We start from the raw sequence: 16,769 nt of genomic DNA, 5'->3' as shown, positions 1-16,769 counted from the left end.
CCGCGGGGCCGGTCCCCGGGACGGGACCGGCCGCCCGACGGCTACCGCGTGTCCTGCCGCTTCACGACGACCTCGCGCATGACGAGCAGCATCGCGGCAGCCGTCGGGATCGCCAGCAGCGCCCCGACGATGCCGAGCAGCGCGGTGCCGACCAGCGCGGCGATCACGGTGACCGCACCCGGCACGTCGACGGACTTCTTCATCACCCGCGGGTAGATCACGTAGTTCTCCACCTGCTGGTAGATCACGTAGAACACGATGCAGGCGACCCCGGCCTGGACGTCGGTGGCGAAGGCGATCGCCGTCACCACGACGGCGCCGATCGTGGCGCCGATCATCGGGATCACGTCGAGCAGCGCGACCACGAAGGCCAGGGCGACGGCGTACTCGCCGAGGCCGATGACGAACAGGAAGACCAGTGAGGTCAGGCCGGCGCACAGGGCCACGATGAAGGCGCCCGAGACGTAGCCGCCGATGTTGCGGATCACCCGGTCGCCGAGCTTGGTCACCCGGTCCCGGCGCGAGGCCGGCGCGAGGCGGTAGATCGCGTTCTTGGTGGTCTCGAGCGAGGCGAGGAAGTAGAGCGTCAGCACGAAGACGATGAAGGCGTTGAACAGCACCGAGAGCACCCGCAGGCCGAAGCCGAGCGCGCCGCCGAAGAGCCCGCTGACGAAGTCGCCGTTGGCGACGTAGTCCTGGATCTTCGAGATGACGTCGTACTCGTCGTCGAGCTCCTGGACCTTCTTGTTCGCCTGCAGCTGGTCGAGCCAGCCGGGCACGTTGTCGGTGAGCTTGGTGACCTGGTCGGTGATGACCGGGACGATCGCCACGACGAAGAGCGCGACGGCGCCGAGCGCGGCGAGGATGACCACCGTGCAGGCCCACGACCGACGCAGGCCCCGGCGCTCGAGGAGCTCCACCGACGGGTTCAGGCCGGCGGCGAGGAAGAGCGCGACCACGACGAGCATGAGCACCGAGCCGATGCCCACGATCGCCTCGAAGAGCCACCACGCGAGCAGCGCGCCGAGCGCGCCCACGAAGCCGAGGTAGAACGGGTTGCGCTTCTCGAACGGCTCGCCGGGCTCGCCGAAGTCGTCGTCGCCGTCCGGGACGCCGGCGACCACGGCGGCCGCGACGTCCTCGACGTGGGCGGCCGACGCCTCAGCGCGCTCCGCCGCGTCCTCGGCCCGGTCGGCCGCCTCGACGGCGACCTCCGGATCGGGGCCGGATGGCGTCAACGGCCGTTCTCGCCGGCGTCGCCCGAGTCGTCGGCGAAGCCCGCGACGACGTCGCGCAGCGACGAGAGCTGGGCGGTGATCGAGTCGCGGCGCTTCACCAGGCGCCCCAGCTCGGCCCGGGTGGCGGCGATCTCGCGCTGGGCGGCGTCGTCGCTGCTGGTCTGGATCGACTCGGCCTTCTGGCGCGCCGCGGCCACGATCTGCTCGGCCTCGCGCCGGGCGCGCTGCAGGGCACCCTCGGCCTCGGCTGCGGTGGCGGTGCGGTGCTCGCTGGCCTGCTTGGTGGCCTCGGCGGCCCGCAGCTCGGCGGCCTCCGCGCGCTGCTCGGCCTCGGCGACCAGTCGCTTGGTCTCGGCGACCGCGGTGTTGTGGTGGTCGGTGGCCTCGCGGGCCAGCCGCTCCTTCTCCACCGCGAGCGTGCGTCGGGCCTCCTGGACCTCGCGGTCGGCCGCCGCGCGAGCCTGCTCGACCTCGCGGGTCGCGCCGGTGCGCATCTCGCTGGTCTCCTGCTGGGCGGCCAGGCGGACCTGGTCGGCCTCGCGCTTCGCGGAGGCGAGGATGTCGGCGGCCTCGGCCCGGGCGAGCGTGCGCTCCTGCTCGGCGTCGGCGGCCAGGCGGGCGCGGGTCTCGTCGAGCTCGCGGAGCTGGACGACCTTCATGTCCTCGATCTCCCGCAGGGCGTCGGACCGGATCGCCTTCGCGTCGCGGTCGGCCTGCGCGCGGATGTCGCCGGCGTCGCGCTGGGCGACCTCGCGGATCTCGTCGGCCTCCTCCTCGGCCAGGCGCAGCATCGTGCTGGCGCGGCCGCCGAGCCCGGCGTACGACGGCGACTTCTGCTCGTCGAGCTCCTGTTGCGCGGCGTCGAGCTGCTGCTGCAGGGCGGCGACACGCTGCTCGGTGTCGGAGAGGGTGGCGCTCAGCCCGGCCTTCTCGCTGCTCAGCTGGCGGACCCGCGCGTCGACGACGGCGCGGTCGTAGCCGTTGCGGCGCACCACCGGGAACGGGTCGGTGCCCGACGTCGGGGCCGCCGCGGGAGCGGCCGCCGGGGGCAGCACGGGGCGCGACGGCGCGGACTGGGGGGCTCGGGTCGGCGGCGTCCGCGGGGTGGACGGCGCCCTCGGGGCCGACCCGGCCGCCGGGATCACCTGGGTGCGCTGCCCGTCGGGATCGGCCGGGGACGTCTTCGCCTGGGGCGAACCGGTGGTCGCCTGAGGGGTCTCGTTGTCCTCGGGCTCCTCGTCGAAGATGGACAGGCCCTGGTCGTTCATGAAGTGTGACCTCGCTCGCGTCGGGGTGGGATGGGGGAAGGGGTCCCGGCCCCATGATCCCTGATGGTGCTCCCCGATCCCACCCCGCTCGCGCGCGTCGGTCGATGAACTTTCGGCTCCGGCGCCGCGCGGCCCCGAACGGCGCCCCGAGGTGCCTAGACGCCGCGGAACCGGTTGATCGCGGTGAGGTGCTTCTCACGCAGCTCGTGGTCGCGGACGCCGAGCCCCTCCTCCGGAGCCAGGCACAGCACGCCGACCTTGCCCTGGTGGGCGTTGCGGTGGACGTCGAGCGCGGCCTGCCCGACGTCGGCGAGCGCGTAGGTCCGCGAGAGCGTCGGGTGGATCATGCCCTTGGCGACGAGGCGGTTGGCCTCCCACGACTCGCGGTAGTTGGCGAAGTGGCTGGAGATGATCCGCTTGAGGTTCATCCACAGGTAGCGGTTGTCGTACTCGTGCATGTAGCCCGACGTCGAGGCACAGGTGGTGATGGTGCCGCCCTTGCGGGTCACGTAGACCGACGCGCCGAAGGTCTCGCGGCCCGGGTGCTCGAAGACGATGTCGATGTCCTCGCCGCCGGTCAGCTCGCGGATCCTGGCCCCGAAGCGCTTCCACTCCTTCGGGTCCTGCGCGGTGCCCTCGTCGTTCCAGAACCGGTAGTCCTCCTCGGAGCGGTTGATGACCAGCTCCGCACCCATCGAGCGGGCGATGGCGGCCTTCTCCTCGTTCGAGACCACGCAGACCGGGACCGCGCCGCCGTTGAGCGCGTACTGCGTCGCGAAACCGCCCAGGCCGCCGGACGCGCCCCACACCAGGACGTTGTCGCCCTGCTTCATGTTGCCGCCGTTCCTGGACACGAGCTGGCGGTAGGCGGTGGAGTTGACCAGGCCGGGGGAGGCGGCCTCCTCCCAGGTGAGGTGCGCGGGCTTGGGCATCAGCTGGTTGGACTTGACCAGCGCGATCGTCGCCAGGCCGCCGAAGTTGGTCTCGAAGCCCCAGATCCGCTGCTGCGGGTCGAGCATCGTGTCGTCGTGGCCGTCGGAGTCCTCGAGCTCGACCGACAGGCAGTGGGCGACGACCTCGGTGCCGGGCTTCCACCGGGTGACGCCGGGCCCGGTGCGCAGCACGACGCCGGCGAGGTCGGAGCCGACCACGTGGTAGGGCAGGTCGTGGCGCTTCGTCAGCTCCGAGAGCCGGCCGTAGCGCTCGAGGAAGCCGAACGTCGAGACCGGCTCGAAGATCGAGGTCCACACGGTGTTGTAGTTGATCGCCGAGGCCATGACGGCGACGTAGGCCTCGCCCGGGCCGAGCTCGGGCAGCGCGACGTCCTCGACGTGGAGCGACCGGCGGGGGTCCTTGTCGCGGGTCTCGAGGCCCTCGAACATGTCGACGTCGTCGCGGTGGACCGTCACCGCCCGGTAGGCCTCCGGGAGCGCGAGGTCCGCGAAGTCCTCGGTGGTGGCGTCGCCACGCTGACTGGCGGTGATGGCATCGAGGATGTGCTGCACGGCTGGGTCTCCTGTCGTCAGGCAGAGCGGTCGGGCACGACCAGTCCGCAAGATACCGGTGGGTAACCGAGCTGGCGGCTCGGTGTGCCCGAGGTCACGCCGTCGCGGCCGCGGGCTCCACGAGCTCGACCAGGACGCCGCCGGCGTCCTTCGGGTGCACGAAGTTGATGCGCGAGTCGCTGGTGCCGCGCCGCGGGGCGTCGTAGAGCAGGCGCAGGCCGCGCTCACGGAGGATGGCGCTGACCTGCTCGACGTCGGTGACGCGGTAGGCGACCTGCTGGCAGCCCGGACCCGAGCGGTCGAGGTACTTCGCGATCGTCGAGGTGTCGTCCAGCGGCGCGAGCAGCTGCACGCAGGAGCCGGAGTCGCCGACGGCCATCATCGCCTCACGGACGCCCTGCTCCTTGTTGGTCTCCTCGTGCGCGACCCGCATGCCGAAGGTGTCGCGGTAGAACGCGATCGCCACGTCGAGGTCGGGCACGGCCATGCCGACGTGGTCGATGGCGGTGAACAGGTGCTCGGGGATGTCGAGAGGGGCGGTCATGGGACGCCATTGTGGACGACGCGACGGCAACCCGGCCGCGGCTGTGACCCAGGACTCACCGGCGGGGCGTCCCACACCTCCCGGCGGCCGGTGGGGCGTGGGTAGGGTCACGAGAGACCCACTCGAACCTGCGGAGGCACCCATGTCCGGAACCGTCATCGTCGCCGGGGCCCGTACCCCGATCGGTCGTCTCCTCGGAGGCCTCAAGTCCCAGTCGGCCGCCGACCTCGGAGGCGTGGCGATCAAGGGCGCGCTCGAGAAGGCCGGCGTCGCCGCCGACCAGGTCGACTACCTGATCATGGGCCAGGTCATCCTGGCCGGCGCCGGTCAGAACCCGGCCCGCACCGCCGGCCTCGCGGCCGGGCTGCCGCCGTCGGTGCCGTCGATCACCATCAACAAGGTGTGCCTGTCGGGCCTGAACGCCATCGCCACCGCCGACCAGATGATCCGCGCCGGCGAGGCCGAGATCATCGTCGCGGGCGGGATGGAGTCGATGACCAACGCGCCGCACCTGCTGCCGAAGTCCCGCGAGGGCTTCAAGTACGGCGACACCACGCTGGTCGACTCGATGGCCTACGACGCACTCTTCGACCAGGCCACCCAGCAGGCGATGGGCTCGCTGACCGAGGACTACAACGCCTCCCGCACGCACCTGACCCGTGAGGAGCAGGACGGGTTCGCCGCCGCGTCGCACCAGAAGGCCGCGGCCGGCTGGAAGAACGGCGTCTTCGACGACGAGGTCGTGCCGGTCTCGATCCCGCAGCGCAAGGGCGACCCGGTCGTCGTCAGCCAGGACGAGGGCATCCGCGGCGACACGACGGCGGAGTCCCTGGCGGGCCTGCGCCCGGCGTTCAGCAAGGACGGCACCATCACCGCCGCGTCGTCGTCCCAGATCTCCGACGGTGCCTGCGCGGTCGTGGTGATGAGCCGGGCCAGGGCCGAGGAGCTCGGGCTGGAGTGGCTGGCCGAGATCGGGGCGCACGGCATGGTCGCCGGCCCCGACTCCACCTTGCAGATGCAGCCCGCCAACGCGACGGCGAAGGCCTGCGCCAAGGAGGGCATCGACCCGGCGGACCTCGACCTCGTCGAGTTCAACGAGGCGTTCGCCGCCGTCGGCATCGAGTCGGCCCGCTCGCTGGGTCTCGACCCCGAGAAGGTCAACGTGAACGGCGGCGCCATCGCGCTCGGCCACCCGGTCGGCATGTCGGGCGCCCGCGTCGTCCTGCACCTGGCGCTGGAGCTCAAGCGGCGGGGCGGCGGGGTCGGAGCCGCCGCGCTCTGCGGTGGCGGCGGCCAGGGCGACGCCCTGATCGTCCGTGTCCCGAAGGGCTGACGGCCGTGGGGGTCGGGGGCTCGACGTCCCCGACCTCGTGGCGCGTGCCCGCGACGGCGAGGCCCGGGCGGTCGCCCGGCTGATCTCGCTCGTCGAGGACGAGTCGCCGAGCCTGCGCGAGGTGAGCGCCGCCCTGGCCCCGCACACCGGCCGCGCCCAGGTCGTCGGCGTGACCGGGGCTCCCGGCGTCGGCAAGTCGACGTCGACCAACGCCCTGGTCCGCGCGCTGCGCGACGACGACCGGAGCGTCGGCGTGCTCGCCGTCGACCCGTCGTCGCCGTTCTCGGGCGGCGCGCTGCTCGGCGACCGGATCCGGATGGGCGACCACGCCCTCGACCCGGGTGTCTTCATCCGCTCGATGGCCGCGCGCGGCCACCTGGGCGGGCTGTCGTGGTCGACCCCGCAGGCGATCCGCGTGCTCGACGCGGCCGCCTTCGACGTCGTCCTCGTGGAGACGGTCGGGGTGGGGCAGAGCGAGGTCGAGGTGGCCGGGCTCGCCGACACCACGGTCGTGCTGCTCGCGCCCGGCATGGGCGACGGCATCCAGGCCGCCAAGGCGGGGATCCTCGAGGTCGGGGACGTGTACGTCGTCAACAAGGCCGACCGCGACGGCGCGGCCCAGGTCGCCCGCGACCTGCGCTCGACGCTGAGGCTCGCCGACCGGCGCGACGGCGCCTGGACGCCGCCGGTCCTGAAGACCGTCGCCCAGACCGGTGAGGGCGTCGGAGGAGTCGTGGAGGCGCTCGCCGCCCACCGGTCGTGGTCGCTGGACTCGGGCGAGCTCACCCGCCGCCGCGAGCGCCGGGCCCGCGCCGAGGTCGAGGCGATCGCCGTCGCCGCGCTGCGCCGGAGGTGGGCCGACATCGGCGGGCACGCCGAGCTGGGCCGGCTGGCCGCCGCCGTGGTCGCCGGGGAGTGCGACCCCTACGCCGCGGCCGACCGGCTCCTCGAGCCCTGACCCGTCCCTCCCCGGCCGACCCCTGCGTCGAGGTGGTCCCCGGGACCGTCGACGGGCCGAGCCAGGCCCTCCTCAGTGCACCCGGAGGTCCACCCACACGGCGCGGTGGTCCGAGGACGGGAACGGGTACTCGCCGGTGAGCCGCGACAGCGGGTCGGACGGCGTGGGCCAGAAGACGCCGGCGCCGCGGACCCGCAGGTCGCGCGAGGGCAGCACGTAGTCGGCGCGGAGGTTCCCGGGTGCGGGGGAGTCGCTGAAGTCGGCGGTGTCGAGGGCCGGGTCGCCGCGGTGGGCCGCGTTGGCCCCGCCCTGGCGGGCGGCCGCCTCGGGTCCGCCGGCCGAGGTCGGCAGCGGGTCGTTGACGGCGCGGTGGTCGAGCAGCTGGTCGATGGCGGCCGCGACGGAGTCACCGTCGAGCGGGTCGGCGTTCTGGTCACCGGCGATGACGAACGACGAGCCGCGGGCGAGTCCGCCGCGGCGACCGCGGTCGTCGTAGACGTAGCGGGCGCCCGAGACGTAGTCGGCCCAGAACCGGATCTCGTCGTGGTTGCGCCGGCCGTTGCGGTCCTCGGGGCCGTCGAAGGTCGGCGGCGTCGGGTGCGAGGCCAGGAAGTGCACCGTCTCGCGGCCGATCCTGATCGGCACGTCCCAGTGCGACTTGCTCGACAGCCGCAGCGCGGCCTGCTCCTCGAGCGAGTAGAAGTCGGTCGGGATCAGGTTGCCGGGCATGTCCTGCCAGCGGAACTTCTGGAAGGTCCGGACCCGGCGCTGGTCGATCGGGTACCTGCTGAGCACGACCATGCCGTACTGACCCTCGAAGTCGCCGAACCCGTAGGCGTCGTTGCCGCCGCCGACCGTGCCGTTGCCGTCGAGGTCGAAGCCGCTCGGCACGCCGGTGTTGGACGGCGCCACGTAGGAGTAGCGGTAGTGGATCGGGCGGGCGCCCTGCTGGCCGACCTCGAGGTAGTTGCGGCGAAAGAGGTCGACCGCCGAGCCGTCGGCGACGTAGTCGAACTCGTTGAGCAGCAGGACGTCGGGGCGGGTGCGCTGCACGATCTCGGCCACCGTCGCCGCCTGGGCGTTGTCGCGGGTCGACAGGTCGCGCACGAGCTGCCCCGCGGTGGCCCGGTTCAGGGAGGCGTTGAAGGTCTGGAAGCGCACGGTCTCCTTCGCGTGCCCGTGGTGCCCGCCGTGGTGCCCGCCGTGGTGCCCGCCGTGGTGCCCGCCGTGGTGGCCTGGCCCGGCGGTGGCCGGCGGGGCGGCGGTGGCCACGAGGCCGGAGGTGAGGAGCAGGAGGGAGGGCAGCGCGATCAGTCGCGCCCGAGAAAGCGTCGTCATGCTCGCCACCCTGCCACGACGGCGTCGGTCGACGGGCGAACGGCGGGTGAAGGTTCGTGGGCGAGCACTCCTAGGATTGCGGCATGACGCAGCAGCCCTTCACCCGTCGAGGCGCGATCGACCTCTCCGCACTCAAGCGTCCGGCCTCCCCGCCCCCCGGCGCGGGCGCGCCGGCCGGCGCACCCACCGGCGGCGCGCCGGCCGGTCCGTCATCCTACGCCGTCGAGGTGACGGCCGAGAACTTCCAGCAGGTCCTGGAGACCTCGATGACGGCGCCGGTCCTGCTGGTGCTGTTCTCGCGGGGGCGAATGCCGGAGAGCGGCCAGCTCGCCGACGACCTCGTCACGCTCTCGGGCGAGTTCGAGGGCCGGTTCCTGGCCGGGCTCGTCGACGTCGACGCCTCGCCGCAGATCGCGCAGGCGATGCAGGTGCAGTCGATCCCGCTCGTGGTCGCCGTCCTCGACGGCCGCCCGGCGCCGCTGTTCCAGGACGTCGTCCCGATCGACGAGCTGCGCACCGCGCTCACCCAGGTGATGCAGCAGCTGGCGTCGCAGGGCATGACCGCCCGGCACCAGCCGGTGAGCGGCGCCGCGCCCGCCGAGGACGGCGCGGAGCCGGCCGCCGACCCGCGCTACGCCGCGGCCGAGGAGGCGCTGGCGCGCGACGACGTCGACACGGCCGTCGCGGAGTACCAGAAGCTTGTGACGGCCAACCCGGCCGACGCCGAGGCGGTCGCCGGGCTGGCGATGGCGAAGGTGCTGCAGCGCACCCACGACGTCGACCCGGTCGCCGTCCGGGCCGCGGCCGACGCCGCCCCGGCCGACGTCGACGCCCAGACCCTGGCCGCCGACGTCGACCTCGCCGAGGGGCGACCGGTGGAGGCGTTCGGGCGGCTCGTCGAGCTCGTCCGCGTCACGGCGGGCAAGGAGCGCGACCGGGCGCGGGAGCACCTGATCGGCCTGTTCGCCGCGGTCGGCAACGACGACGCCACCGTCCTGCAGGCCCGTCAGCGACTCGCCTCCGCCCTCTTCTGAGGTCGCGGTTCCATGGCGATGGTGCGCGACTTCGGGTACGGCGCCCAGTGCCTCGGGCGGGGGTGGCGCCTGCTGCGCACCCGGCCGCGGCTGCTGGTGCTGGGGATGGTGCCGGCGTTCCTCGTCTTCTGCGTGCTCGCGGTCGCGTTCGTCCTGCTGCTGCTCAACGTCGTCTCGATCGCGGCGTGGCTGACGCCGTTCGCCGACGGATGGGTCGACCCGCTGCGCTCGCTGGTGCGCGTCCTGCTCGCGGTCCTCATCGTCGTCGCCTCGGTGCTGCTGTGGACCGCGACCTTCACCGGGCTCACCCTCACCGTCGGTGACCCGTTCTACGAGCGGATCTGGCGCGCCACCGAGGAGATGATCGGCCCGGTGCCGCTCGGCGACGGGCTCGGCTTCTGGCGCTCGGCGCTCGACGGGCTCAAGCTCGCCGCCGTCGGCCTCTCGTTCTCGGTGCTGGTGCTGCTCAGCGGCTTCATCCCGGTCATCGGGCCGGTGCTCGGCATCATCCTCGGCCTGACGCTGTCGGGCCGGATGCTGGCGCGCGAGCTGATCAGCCGCGCGCTCGAGGCCCGGGGGATGGACGCCGCGGCGCAGAAGGAGCTCCTGCGTCCCTACCGGCGCTCGGTGCTCGGCTTCGGGGTCGTCACGCAGGCGTGCTTCTTCGTGCCGCTCGGCGGCGTGCTGGTGATGCCGGTCGCGGTCGCCGGCGCCACCGTGCTGGCGCGCGAGATCCTCGACGACGTCCCGGCGCTGCCCTACCCGGTGGTCAAGGCCGGCTGACCGGCTCGACCGCGTGTCGGCGGCCCCAGACCACGAGGGCGTCGATGACCGGCAGCAGGTCGCGCCCGGCCGGCGTCAACCGGTAGTCCCATCGCGTGGGGGAGTCCTGGTAGGGCTCCCGCTCGACGACGCCGGCGTCCTCGAGGGCGCGGAGGCGGACGGCGACACGGTCGCGAGGCGCCCCCGTGCCGCGGACGATGTCGCCGAACCGGGTCACCCCGAACGACAGCTCGCGCACCACCAGCAGGGCCCACCGCTCGCCCACCAGCTCGAGCGCGGCGGCGGCGGGGCAGGGGCGGCCGGGGAGATCGGCGAGCAGGATCTTGCGCACTGCGCTAGCGTGCCCGTCGTGAGTTTGAATATCAAACCGACACGCACCCGGGTGGAGGTGCGACCGCTCGTGCCCGTCGCGCTCGGGACGGCGCTGGTGCTCGTCACCTACGTCACGCCGATCGTGTCGCTCCCCGTCACCGCCCCCGACCTCGACGCCGGGGCGGGGGCCCGCGCCTGGATCCTCAGCTCGATGAGCCTGGGCCTGGCGGCCGCGCTGCTCGCGAGCGGGGTCCTGGGCGACCGGTACGGCCGGCGCACCGTCTACGACGTCGGGATGGTGCTCGTCGCGGCCGGTGCCGTGGTGTGCGCCGTGGCCGGCTCGCCGGCGGTGCTGGTCGCCGGACGCACGGTGCAGGGTGTGGGCGGCGCGGCGGTCCTCGCGTGCGGCCTGTCGTTGCTGGCCGCCCGCCACGCGCCCGGACCGGACCGGCTGCGCGCCACGTCGCTGTGGGGCGCCAGCGTCGGGCTCGGCATCGCGGTGGGCTCGGTGCTCGCCGCGGCTGTCGGCGAGGTCGGCTCGGGGTGGCGCGAGACGTACGCCGTCACCGCGGTCGCCGCAGGCGCGCTGCTCCCGCTCTCCGGCCGGCTCGGTGCCTCCCGGGCCGACGCCCCGCGCCGCGTCGACGTCCCCGGGCTGGTGCTGCTGGTCGCGTTCCTGACGCTCGTCGTGTCGGCGCTGACGCAGGCTCGCGACGGCATCGACGCGCCCGCCGCCGCCCTCGCGGTCGCCGCCCTGGCCTGTCTGGCGGCGCTGGCCGTGGTCGAGCCCCGCGTCCGCGAGCCGCTCCTGGACCCGGCGCTGCTGCGCAGCCCGGCCTTCGTCGCCGCCACGCTCGGGTCGTTGACGCTCGGGGTCAGCATGATCGGTCTCGCCTCGCTCACCCCGACGGTCGCGCAGGTCGGCCTGGGTGCCGGGGTCTGGTCCGCGAGCCTGCTCGCCGCCCTCTGGGCGGGCGTGAGCGTCGTCGCGTCGCTGACGCTGCGCCGGCTGCCCTGGACCTTCGCCGGACCGCGCGGCATCGCCGTGCTGCTGGTCCTGGTCGCCCTCGGTCAGCTGACCGGGCTCGGGCTCCACGACGGCTCGGGACTGTGGCGGCTCGCGGTGGTGATGGTCCTGACCGGGGTCGGCACCGGCCTGCTCAACGCGGTGCTCGGCCGCGAGGCGGTGGCCAGCGTGCCGCCCGACCGCACCGCGATGGGCAGCGGCGCCAACAACACCGCGCGCTACCTCGGGGCCGCGATCGGCATCACCGTCCTCGTCACCGTCGCCACCCACGTCGGCGACACCGTCGTCGACGGCTGGAACGTCGTCGTCGTCGGGTGCGCGTGCGTCAGCGTCGCTGGTGCCGCGGCGATCGCGGCCCTCGGCCGGAGCGGCCGACCCGGCTGACCTCGCCGAGGAGTCTCACGCCTCCGGGTCGCCCGGCACGCAGAGCACCGGGCGGGTGCTCAGGTGCAGCAGCTTGTGCGGGGTCGAGCCGAGCATCGCGCCGCGCAGCGGGCTCTCGCCGGCGGTCCCGACGACCAGGACGGTCGCGTCGTGCTTCTCGCCGACCTCGAGCATCGCCTGGGCCGGCTTGGAGTCGACCAGCTCGACCTCGGTGCGGACGCCGGCCGCCTCGGCGCGCTCGACGGCGTGGGCGAGCGCGGTGCGGCCGATCTCGCGCAGCGCGTCGCGGTGGGCGCCGGCCTCCTCGCCCAGGCCCCCGGGCGGGCCGGCGCCGTAGACGAGCACCAGCACCTCGTCGAAGCGCGAGGCGACCGAGATCGCCGTCGCGAGCGCGGCGTCCGCGCCGGGCGACTCGTCGTACCCGAGGACCACAGCCATGGCGTCAGCCTTCCAGACCGTCGGGGTCGGCGGCACCGGACCTGATGCCGTGGACGACGTCGGGGTCGGGCAGGCCCGGCCTCTCCTGCCAGTAGCGGCCGTCCTTGACCCGCCAGAACAGCATGATCGCGATGCCGACCAGGAAGATCGCGACGCCGATGACCAGCGGCGGGCCCACACCGAGCCAGGACGTGCCGGTGTAGGAGTTCTCCGGGTCGGCCATGTCGCGGACCGAGAGGACGAGCAGCCAGATCAGCAGCGCCGAGCCCACCAGCGGACCGATCCCGATGAGCAGGAGGTTCTTCGGGCTCTCGAGCAGGTGCCGGCGGTGGTAGACGGCGCAGGCGATGCCGGTGAGGGCGTAGTAGAAGGCGATGAGCAGCGACAGGGCCGTCAGGGAGTCGAACAGCGCGTTGTCGCTGATCTGGTAGATGCCGACGTACCAGACGATGGCGATGCCCGCCACGAGCCAGGTGCTGACGTCGGGGGTGCGGTGCCGCGGGTGGATCCGGCCCAGCCTCGCGGGCAGGGCGTGGCGCCGTGCCATCGAGAGGCCGGTACGCGAGGCCGGGATGATCGTGGTCTGCGTCGAGGCGATCGCGGACGTCGCCACCGAGGCCAGCACCACCCAGCCCCAGTCGCCCATCACCCGGTCGGCGAGCTCGGCGAAGACGAACTCCTCCTCGCCGGCGTTGTCGGTGAGCCAGGCAGTGCCGGCGAACGCGACCACGGCGACGGCCACCGCGACGTAGGTGACGAGCAGGACCAGCGTCGACCACACCGCGGCCCGCCCGGGCGTCGAGTTGCCGTCCGTGGTCTCCTCGCTGAGGTTCACCGCGGACTCCCAGCCCCAGTAGGCGAAGACCCCGAGGAGCAGCGCGGTGGTGAGGCCGGCGCCGCCGGCGCCGAACGGGTTGAGCCAGCCGAGCGACGGGTCGACCGGGTCGAGCGAGCTGTTGTCGGTGACGGCCCTGCCGATCGCGACCGCGGCGAAGACCAGCAGCGAGACGACCTGGGCGAGGATCAGGATGTTCTGCAGCCGGGCCGAGACGTCCGTGCCGAGGACGCAGACCCAGGTGAGCAGCAGGATCAGCGCGATGGCCAGCGGCATCCGGACCCAGGCGTTGTCGGCGGCCGCGTCGGCGCCGAACGTGCGCAGCGAGAAGCTGACGCCGACGTCCGCGAGCGAGCCGACCACCAGCACGCCGGTCATCGCGATCGCCCAACCGCCGATCCAGCCGAACCACGGGCCCATCGCGCGGGTCACCCAGCTGAAGGTCGTGCCGCAGTCGGCGTCGACGCGGTTGAGGTAGAGGAACGCCGTCGCGATCAGCGCCATCGGCACGAACGACGCCAGCAGCGCGCCGGGGGCGTGGACGCCGACCGCGGCGGCGATCGCCCCGATCACCGCGGCCAGGGAGTAGGCCGGCGACGTGGCCGCCAGGCCGATCACGAGGGCGTCGACGAACCCGATCGCTCCCGCCTTCAGGCCCGGTCCCGCACCGGACGCGCCCTCGGTCGGTGCCTGCGTCATGCCGTGCTCCCCTCGCCGCCCGTCACGTTGCCGTGCACCGGTTCTAGTGCATCCGGCCGCGAATGGCGAGGAAAAGCGTCGAGCTCAGTCGTCGCGGCCCCGGTCCGCCAGGGCGCCCAGCAGCGCGGCGACGGCGGGGGAGTCGCTCATCGTGCGCCGGTGCACGGCGACGACGTCGCGGGTGGGCGCGGGGTCGTGCGCGGGGACCGCGACCAGCGCGTCGCCGAGCGGCGCGCGCCCCAGCCTCGGCACCAGCGCGATCCCGAGGCCGGCACGGACCATCGCGAGGTGGGAGTCGAACTCCATGGACTCGTGCGCGATCCGCGGGCGTCGTCCGGTGCCGTCGTACATCCGGCTGAGCCACTGTCGGCAGATCGTGCCGTCGGGGGTGGCGATCCAGCCCTCGTCGACGAGGTCGTGCGGGGTCACCCGCTCGCGGCCGGCGAGAGGGTGGTCGCGGTGCACGACCACGTCGGCCTCGTCGGCGGCGACGGAGGTGCGCACCAGGTGGTCGGGGACCTCGAGCGGCACGTCGCCCCAGGTGTGCACCAGCCCGAGCTCGAGCTCGCCGGTCGCGACCAGGTCGACGGTGTCCCACGGCTCGCGCTCGACGAGGGTGAGCCGCAGGTCGGGGTGCTCGTCGAGCACGCGGCGCGCGACCGGCGCGACCAGTCCGCGCATCGCGGTCGAGAAGGCCGCCAGCCGCACGTGGCCCGAGACCCGGTCGGCCTGGCGGTGCAGCCCGGCCTCGACCTCCTCGAGGTCGGCCAGCAACCGGCCGCCGGCGTCGACGAGGTGTCGGCCGTGGCCGGTGAGCATCACGCCGCGCCCGACGCGCTCGAGCAGCGCGACGCCGGTCTGCCTTTCGAGCCGCTTGACCTGCTGGGAGACGGCGCTCGGGGTGAACCCGAGGGCCTCGGCCGCCCCGACCACCGATCCGTGGGTGTCGACGGCACGCAGGGAGCGGAGGGCGTCCAGGTCGATCATGCAGCGACCCTACCGAGTGACGTGCACCATCGTTCGCTGGTGCTTCATCGTCCCGGCCGTCAGGCTGGCGGGGTGAACCGCCGTGACTCGCTCCTCGCCGCCGTCGTGGCGACGATCTGGGGCTTCAACTTCGTCGTCATCGACTGGGGCATGGACGGCGTCCCGCCCCTGCTCTTCGTCGCGATCCGTTTCGTCGTGGTGCTGGTGCCCGCGGTGTTCCTGCTCCCGCGACCGGACCTGCCGTGGCGCACGCTCGCCGCCGTCGGGGCGTTCATGTCGCTGGGCCAGTTCGGCTTCCTGTACGTCGCGATGGACGCCGGCATGCCGCCCGGGCTCGCCGCGCTCGTGCTCCAGGCGCAGGTGATCTTCACCGTGGTCATCGCGGCCGGCGTGCTGCGCGAGCGACCGACCGCAGCCCAGGCGCTCGGCGTGCTCGTCGGGTCGGTGGGACTGGTCGTGGTCGCCCTCGGCCGCGGCGGCCACGTGCCGGTGCTGGCCCTGGCGCTGTGCCTGCTCGGCGCGTTGTCGTGGGGGGTCGGGAACGTCGTCTCGCGGGCCTCCGGCGCGCGCGGCGGGCTCGCGCTCACGGTGTGGTCGGCTGTCGTCGTCCCGGTGCCGCTGCTGGCGCTGTCGCTGCTGCTCGACGGGCCGGCGGCGGTCGCCGACGGGCTCGTGGCCTTCGGGTGGGAGGCCGCCCTGTCGACGCTGTACACCGCCGGGCTGGCCTCGCTCGTCGGCTACGGCATCTTCAACACCCTGCTCTCGCGCAACCCCTCGGCCGCCGTCGTGCCGTGGGTCCTGCTGGCGCCGGTGGTCGCGATGGTCTCGGCCGCGCTGCTGCTGGACCAGCGGCCGAACGCCGCCGAGGTCGGTGGCGGCGCGGTGATGGTGCTGGGCGTGCTGGTCGCGCTACGCGCGCCCGCTCTCGGTGTACGACGCCCCGCCCGGCCCGCCGCCGTCGGTCCCGAGGGCGGCGAGGGCGGCGCCGATCCGGCGCGCGGTGAAGTCGGCGCACCGCTCGGCGACCTGCTCGGGCGTGCAGAACTCCGCGGTCCGGATCTCGCGGGCCTGGTGGACGATCCGCTCGGTGATCGAGGCCGGGTGGGCCCCGCCGTCGAAGACGAGGCACAGGGCGTCGTCCCACCCGCCCCACGGCGGTAGCCAGTCGGTGAGCAGCAGCCGACCCGGCTCGAGGGTCAGGGCGAGCTCCTCCTCGACCTCGCGGCCGACCGCCACCTGCGGCGACTCACCGACCTCGACGACGCCGCCGGGCAGGTCCCAGTCCTGCTTGTAGGTGAGCTGGCACAGCAGGACCCGAGGCTCGGGGGCCGCCTCGTCGCGGATCAACATCTGGGCGATGGCGCGCTTGCGCGGCAGGAACGAGTTCAGCAGCGAGCGGAACGCGCCCGGCTCGCTCAGCGGCGGGTCGCTCGCCAGCCGGGCGAGGACGACGTACTCCTCGGTCTCGGCGCGGTCGCCCGTGCCGGGAGCCACCCGCTGCACCCCCTCGCGCCGCAGCCCGCTGCGGGTCGCGACGCGCAACGAGGACTCGTTGCCGGGCTCGACGCGGGCCTGGACCCGGGTGAAGCCACGGCCGCCCTGGTCGGCGCCGGTGAGGGCCCAGTCGGTGACGCTGCGGACCGCGCGGGTCGCCCAGCCGTGGCCGCGTCCCCCGGCGTAGAGCCAGTAGGAGAGCTCGCCGGTGTGCTCGTCGACCGGCCGCAGCTCGACGGTGCCGACCGGCTCGCCGTCGACGTCGATGACGAAGCTGGTGCGTCCGGCCTCGGCGTGCTCGCGGCGCCACTGGTCGACCACCTCGCGCCACTGTTCCAGCGAGGGCCGCTCGTGCTCGCCGTACCAGTAGCGGACCTGCTCGTCGTGGCCCTCCCACGTGGGCCGCACGTCGCTGTCGCGCCAGGGCCGGAGCGTGACCGTCCCGTCCGTGAGCGTGGGCTGGGGCAGGGGATCGGTGCTCACGTCGTCAGGCTAGTGGGGGGCAGGTCGCGGGGGCGGGCGGCGGTCCGCGAGCCCGTGTCGACACCCGCGGTGGCCGCCACCACCGGGGCCGGGAGTCGTGGGTCCGCGC

At 73.9% G+C, this 16,769-nt stretch carries 15 protein-coding genes and 1 pseudogene; 6 read left to right on the top strand and 10 right to left on the bottom strand.

The genetic code is table 11. The features are described from left to right. Positions 1-41: 41 nt before the first annotated feature. The 4 genes from E4623_RS09430 to mce form a co-directional block, all read right to left on the bottom strand. On the bottom strand, positions 42-1,238 hold the full coding sequence (locus tag E4623_RS09430; RefSeq protein ID WP_245154986.1) for an AI-2E family transporter: 1,197 nt from the start codon (positions 1,236-1,238) through the stop codon (positions 42-44). Continuing rightward, positions 1,235-2,506 (bottom strand): hypothetical protein, encoded by a 1,272-nt coding sequence (locus tag E4623_RS09425; protein WP_134766238.1) that lies wholly within the window; start codon positions 2,504-2,506, stop codon positions 1,235-1,237. The genes E4623_RS09430 and E4623_RS09425 overlap by 4 nt, the downstream gene beginning before the upstream one ends. Before the next feature lie 155 nt (positions 2,507-2,661). Then, positions 2,662-4,011, bottom strand: a complete 1,350-nt coding sequence (gene ccrA / locus E4623_RS09420) for a crotonyl-CoA carboxylase/reductase (protein WP_134766237.1) — start codon at positions 4,009-4,011, stop codon at positions 2,662-2,664. Positions 4,012-4,105: 94 nt separating this feature from the next. Then, positions 4,106-4,555, bottom strand: coding sequence for a methylmalonyl-CoA epimerase (gene mce / locus E4623_RS09415; RefSeq protein WP_134766236.1), 450 nt, complete (start codon positions 4,553-4,555; stop codon positions 4,106-4,108). Positions 4,556-4,697: 142 nt separating this feature from the next. Here mce and E4623_RS09410 point away from each other — a divergent pair, with 142 nt between their 5' ends. Next, positions 4,698-5,888 carry an acetyl-CoA C-acetyltransferase gene (locus E4623_RS09410; protein WP_134766235.1) on the top strand — a complete coding sequence of 397 codons (1,191 nt, stop codon included), beginning with the start codon at positions 4,698-4,700 and terminating at the stop codon, positions 5,886-5,888. Further along, on the top strand, positions 5,872-6,846 hold the full coding sequence (gene meaB, locus E4623_RS09405; protein WP_134766234.1) for a methylmalonyl Co-A mutase-associated GTPase MeaB: 975 nt from the start codon (positions 5,872-5,874) through the stop codon (positions 6,844-6,846). The genes E4623_RS09410 and meaB overlap by 17 nt, the downstream gene beginning before the upstream one ends. Positions 6,847-6,918: 72 nt before the next feature. Here meaB and E4623_RS09400 read toward each other — a convergent pair whose 3' ends face one another. Further along, positions 6,919-8,184: an endonuclease/exonuclease/phosphatase family protein gene (locus E4623_RS09400; RefSeq protein WP_209020579.1), complete on the bottom strand. Its 1,266-nt coding sequence runs from the start codon at positions 8,182-8,184 to the stop codon at positions 6,919-6,921. Positions 8,185-8,267: 83 nt separating this feature from the next. Here E4623_RS09400 and E4623_RS09395 point away from each other — a divergent pair, with 83 nt between their 5' ends. Continuing rightward, complete coding sequence (locus tag E4623_RS09395; RefSeq protein ID WP_134766233.1) at positions 8,268-9,218, top strand: tetratricopeptide repeat protein; 951 nt, start codon at positions 8,268-8,270, stop codon at positions 9,216-9,218. A gap of 12 nt (positions 9,219-9,230) precedes the next feature. Beyond that, entirely contained in the window at positions 9,231-10,001 is a 771-nt protein-coding gene (locus E4623_RS09390; RefSeq protein ID WP_134766232.1) for an EI24 domain-containing protein, read from the top strand. Here E4623_RS09390 and E4623_RS22575 read toward each other — a convergent pair. Beyond that, a complete protein-coding gene (locus E4623_RS22575) occupies positions 9,988-10,332 on the bottom strand; it encodes a helix-turn-helix domain-containing protein (protein ID WP_167736543.1) in 345 nt (114 codons plus the stop codon). The genes E4623_RS09390 and E4623_RS22575 overlap by 14 nt on opposite strands. Positions 10,333-10,350: 18 nt before the next feature. Between E4623_RS22575 and E4623_RS09385 the strand changes: the two genes are divergently transcribed. Beyond that, complete coding sequence (locus E4623_RS09385) at positions 10,351-11,724, top strand: MFS transporter (protein WP_167736542.1); 1,374 nt, start codon at positions 10,351-10,353, stop codon at positions 11,722-11,724. Between the two features lie 15 nt (positions 11,725-11,739). On the opposite strand, the gene E4623_RS09380 is transcribed toward E4623_RS09385, so the two are convergent. The 3 genes from E4623_RS09380 to E4623_RS09370 all read right to left on the bottom strand — a co-directional run bounded on the left by E4623_RS09380 (position 11,740) and on the right by E4623_RS09370 (position 14,683). Next, positions 11,740-12,162, bottom strand: a complete 423-nt coding sequence (locus tag E4623_RS09380; protein WP_134766230.1) for a universal stress protein — start codon at positions 12,160-12,162, stop codon at positions 11,740-11,742. Positions 12,163-12,166: 4 nt separating this feature from the next. Next, positions 12,167-13,696, bottom strand: a complete 1,530-nt coding sequence (locus E4623_RS09375; protein WP_134766229.1) for an APC family permease — start codon at positions 13,694-13,696, stop codon at positions 12,167-12,169. A gap of 84 nt (positions 13,697-13,780) precedes the next feature. After that, complete coding sequence (locus tag E4623_RS09370; RefSeq protein ID WP_134766228.1) at positions 13,781-14,683, bottom strand: LysR family transcriptional regulator; 903 nt, start codon at positions 14,681-14,683, stop codon at positions 13,781-13,783. Between E4623_RS09370 and E4623_RS09365 the strand changes: the two are divergent. Next, positions 14,636-15,583 (top strand): annotated as a pseudogene (locus E4623_RS09365) (EamA family transporter); the annotation flags it as partial. The gene E4623_RS09370 and the pseudogene E4623_RS09365 sit on opposite strands and share 48 nt — an antisense overlap. 9 nt (positions 15,584-15,592) lie before the next feature. On the opposite strand, the gene E4623_RS09360 reads toward E4623_RS09365, so the two are convergent. Then, entirely contained in the window at positions 15,593-16,660 is a 1,068-nt protein-coding gene (locus E4623_RS09360) for an NUDIX hydrolase (RefSeq protein WP_134766227.1), read from the bottom strand. Positions 16,661-16,769 lie beyond the last annotated feature (109 nt).

Origin of the sequence: Nocardioides sp. 1609, from assembly GCF_004522105.1 — a bacterium.
Lineage (GTDB): Bacteria > Actinomycetota > Actinomycetes > Propionibacteriales > Nocardioidaceae > Nocardioides.
This window is presented reverse-complemented; position numbering and strand designations above follow the sequence as displayed.

Coding starts and splice junctions, on each gene's coding strand:
- mce (WP_134766236.1), bottom strand. CDS start 4,555: ATGACCGCCCCTCTCGACATCCCCGAGCACCTGTTCACCGCCATCGAC.
- E4623_RS09370 (WP_134766228.1), bottom strand. CDS start 14,683: ATGATCGACCTGGACGCCCTCCGCTCCCTGCGTGCCGTCGACACCCAC.
- E4623_RS09375 (WP_134766229.1), bottom strand. CDS start 13,696: ATGACGCAGGCACCGACCGAGGGCGCGTCCGGTGCGGGACCGGGCCTG.
- E4623_RS09380 (WP_134766230.1), bottom strand. CDS start 12,162: ATGGCTGTGGTCCTCGGGTACGACGAGTCGCCCGGCGCGGACGCCGCG.
- E4623_RS09395 (WP_134766233.1), top strand. CDS start 8,268: ATGACGCAGCAGCCCTTCACCCGTCGAGGCGCGATCGACCTCTCCGCA.
- E4623_RS09400 (WP_209020579.1), bottom strand. CDS start 8,184: ATGACGACGCTTTCTCGGGCGCGACTGATCGCGCTGCCCTCCCTCCTG.
- E4623_RS09425 (WP_134766238.1), bottom strand. CDS start 2,506: ATGAACGACCAGGGCCTGTCCATCTTCGACGAGGAGCCCGAGGACAAC.
- E4623_RS09390 (WP_134766232.1), top strand. CDS start 9,231: ATGGCGATGGTGCGCGACTTCGGGTACGGCGCCCAGTGCCTCGGGCGG.
- E4623_RS09410 (WP_134766235.1), top strand. CDS start 4,698: ATGTCCGGAACCGTCATCGTCGCCGGGGCCCGTACCCCGATCGGTCGT.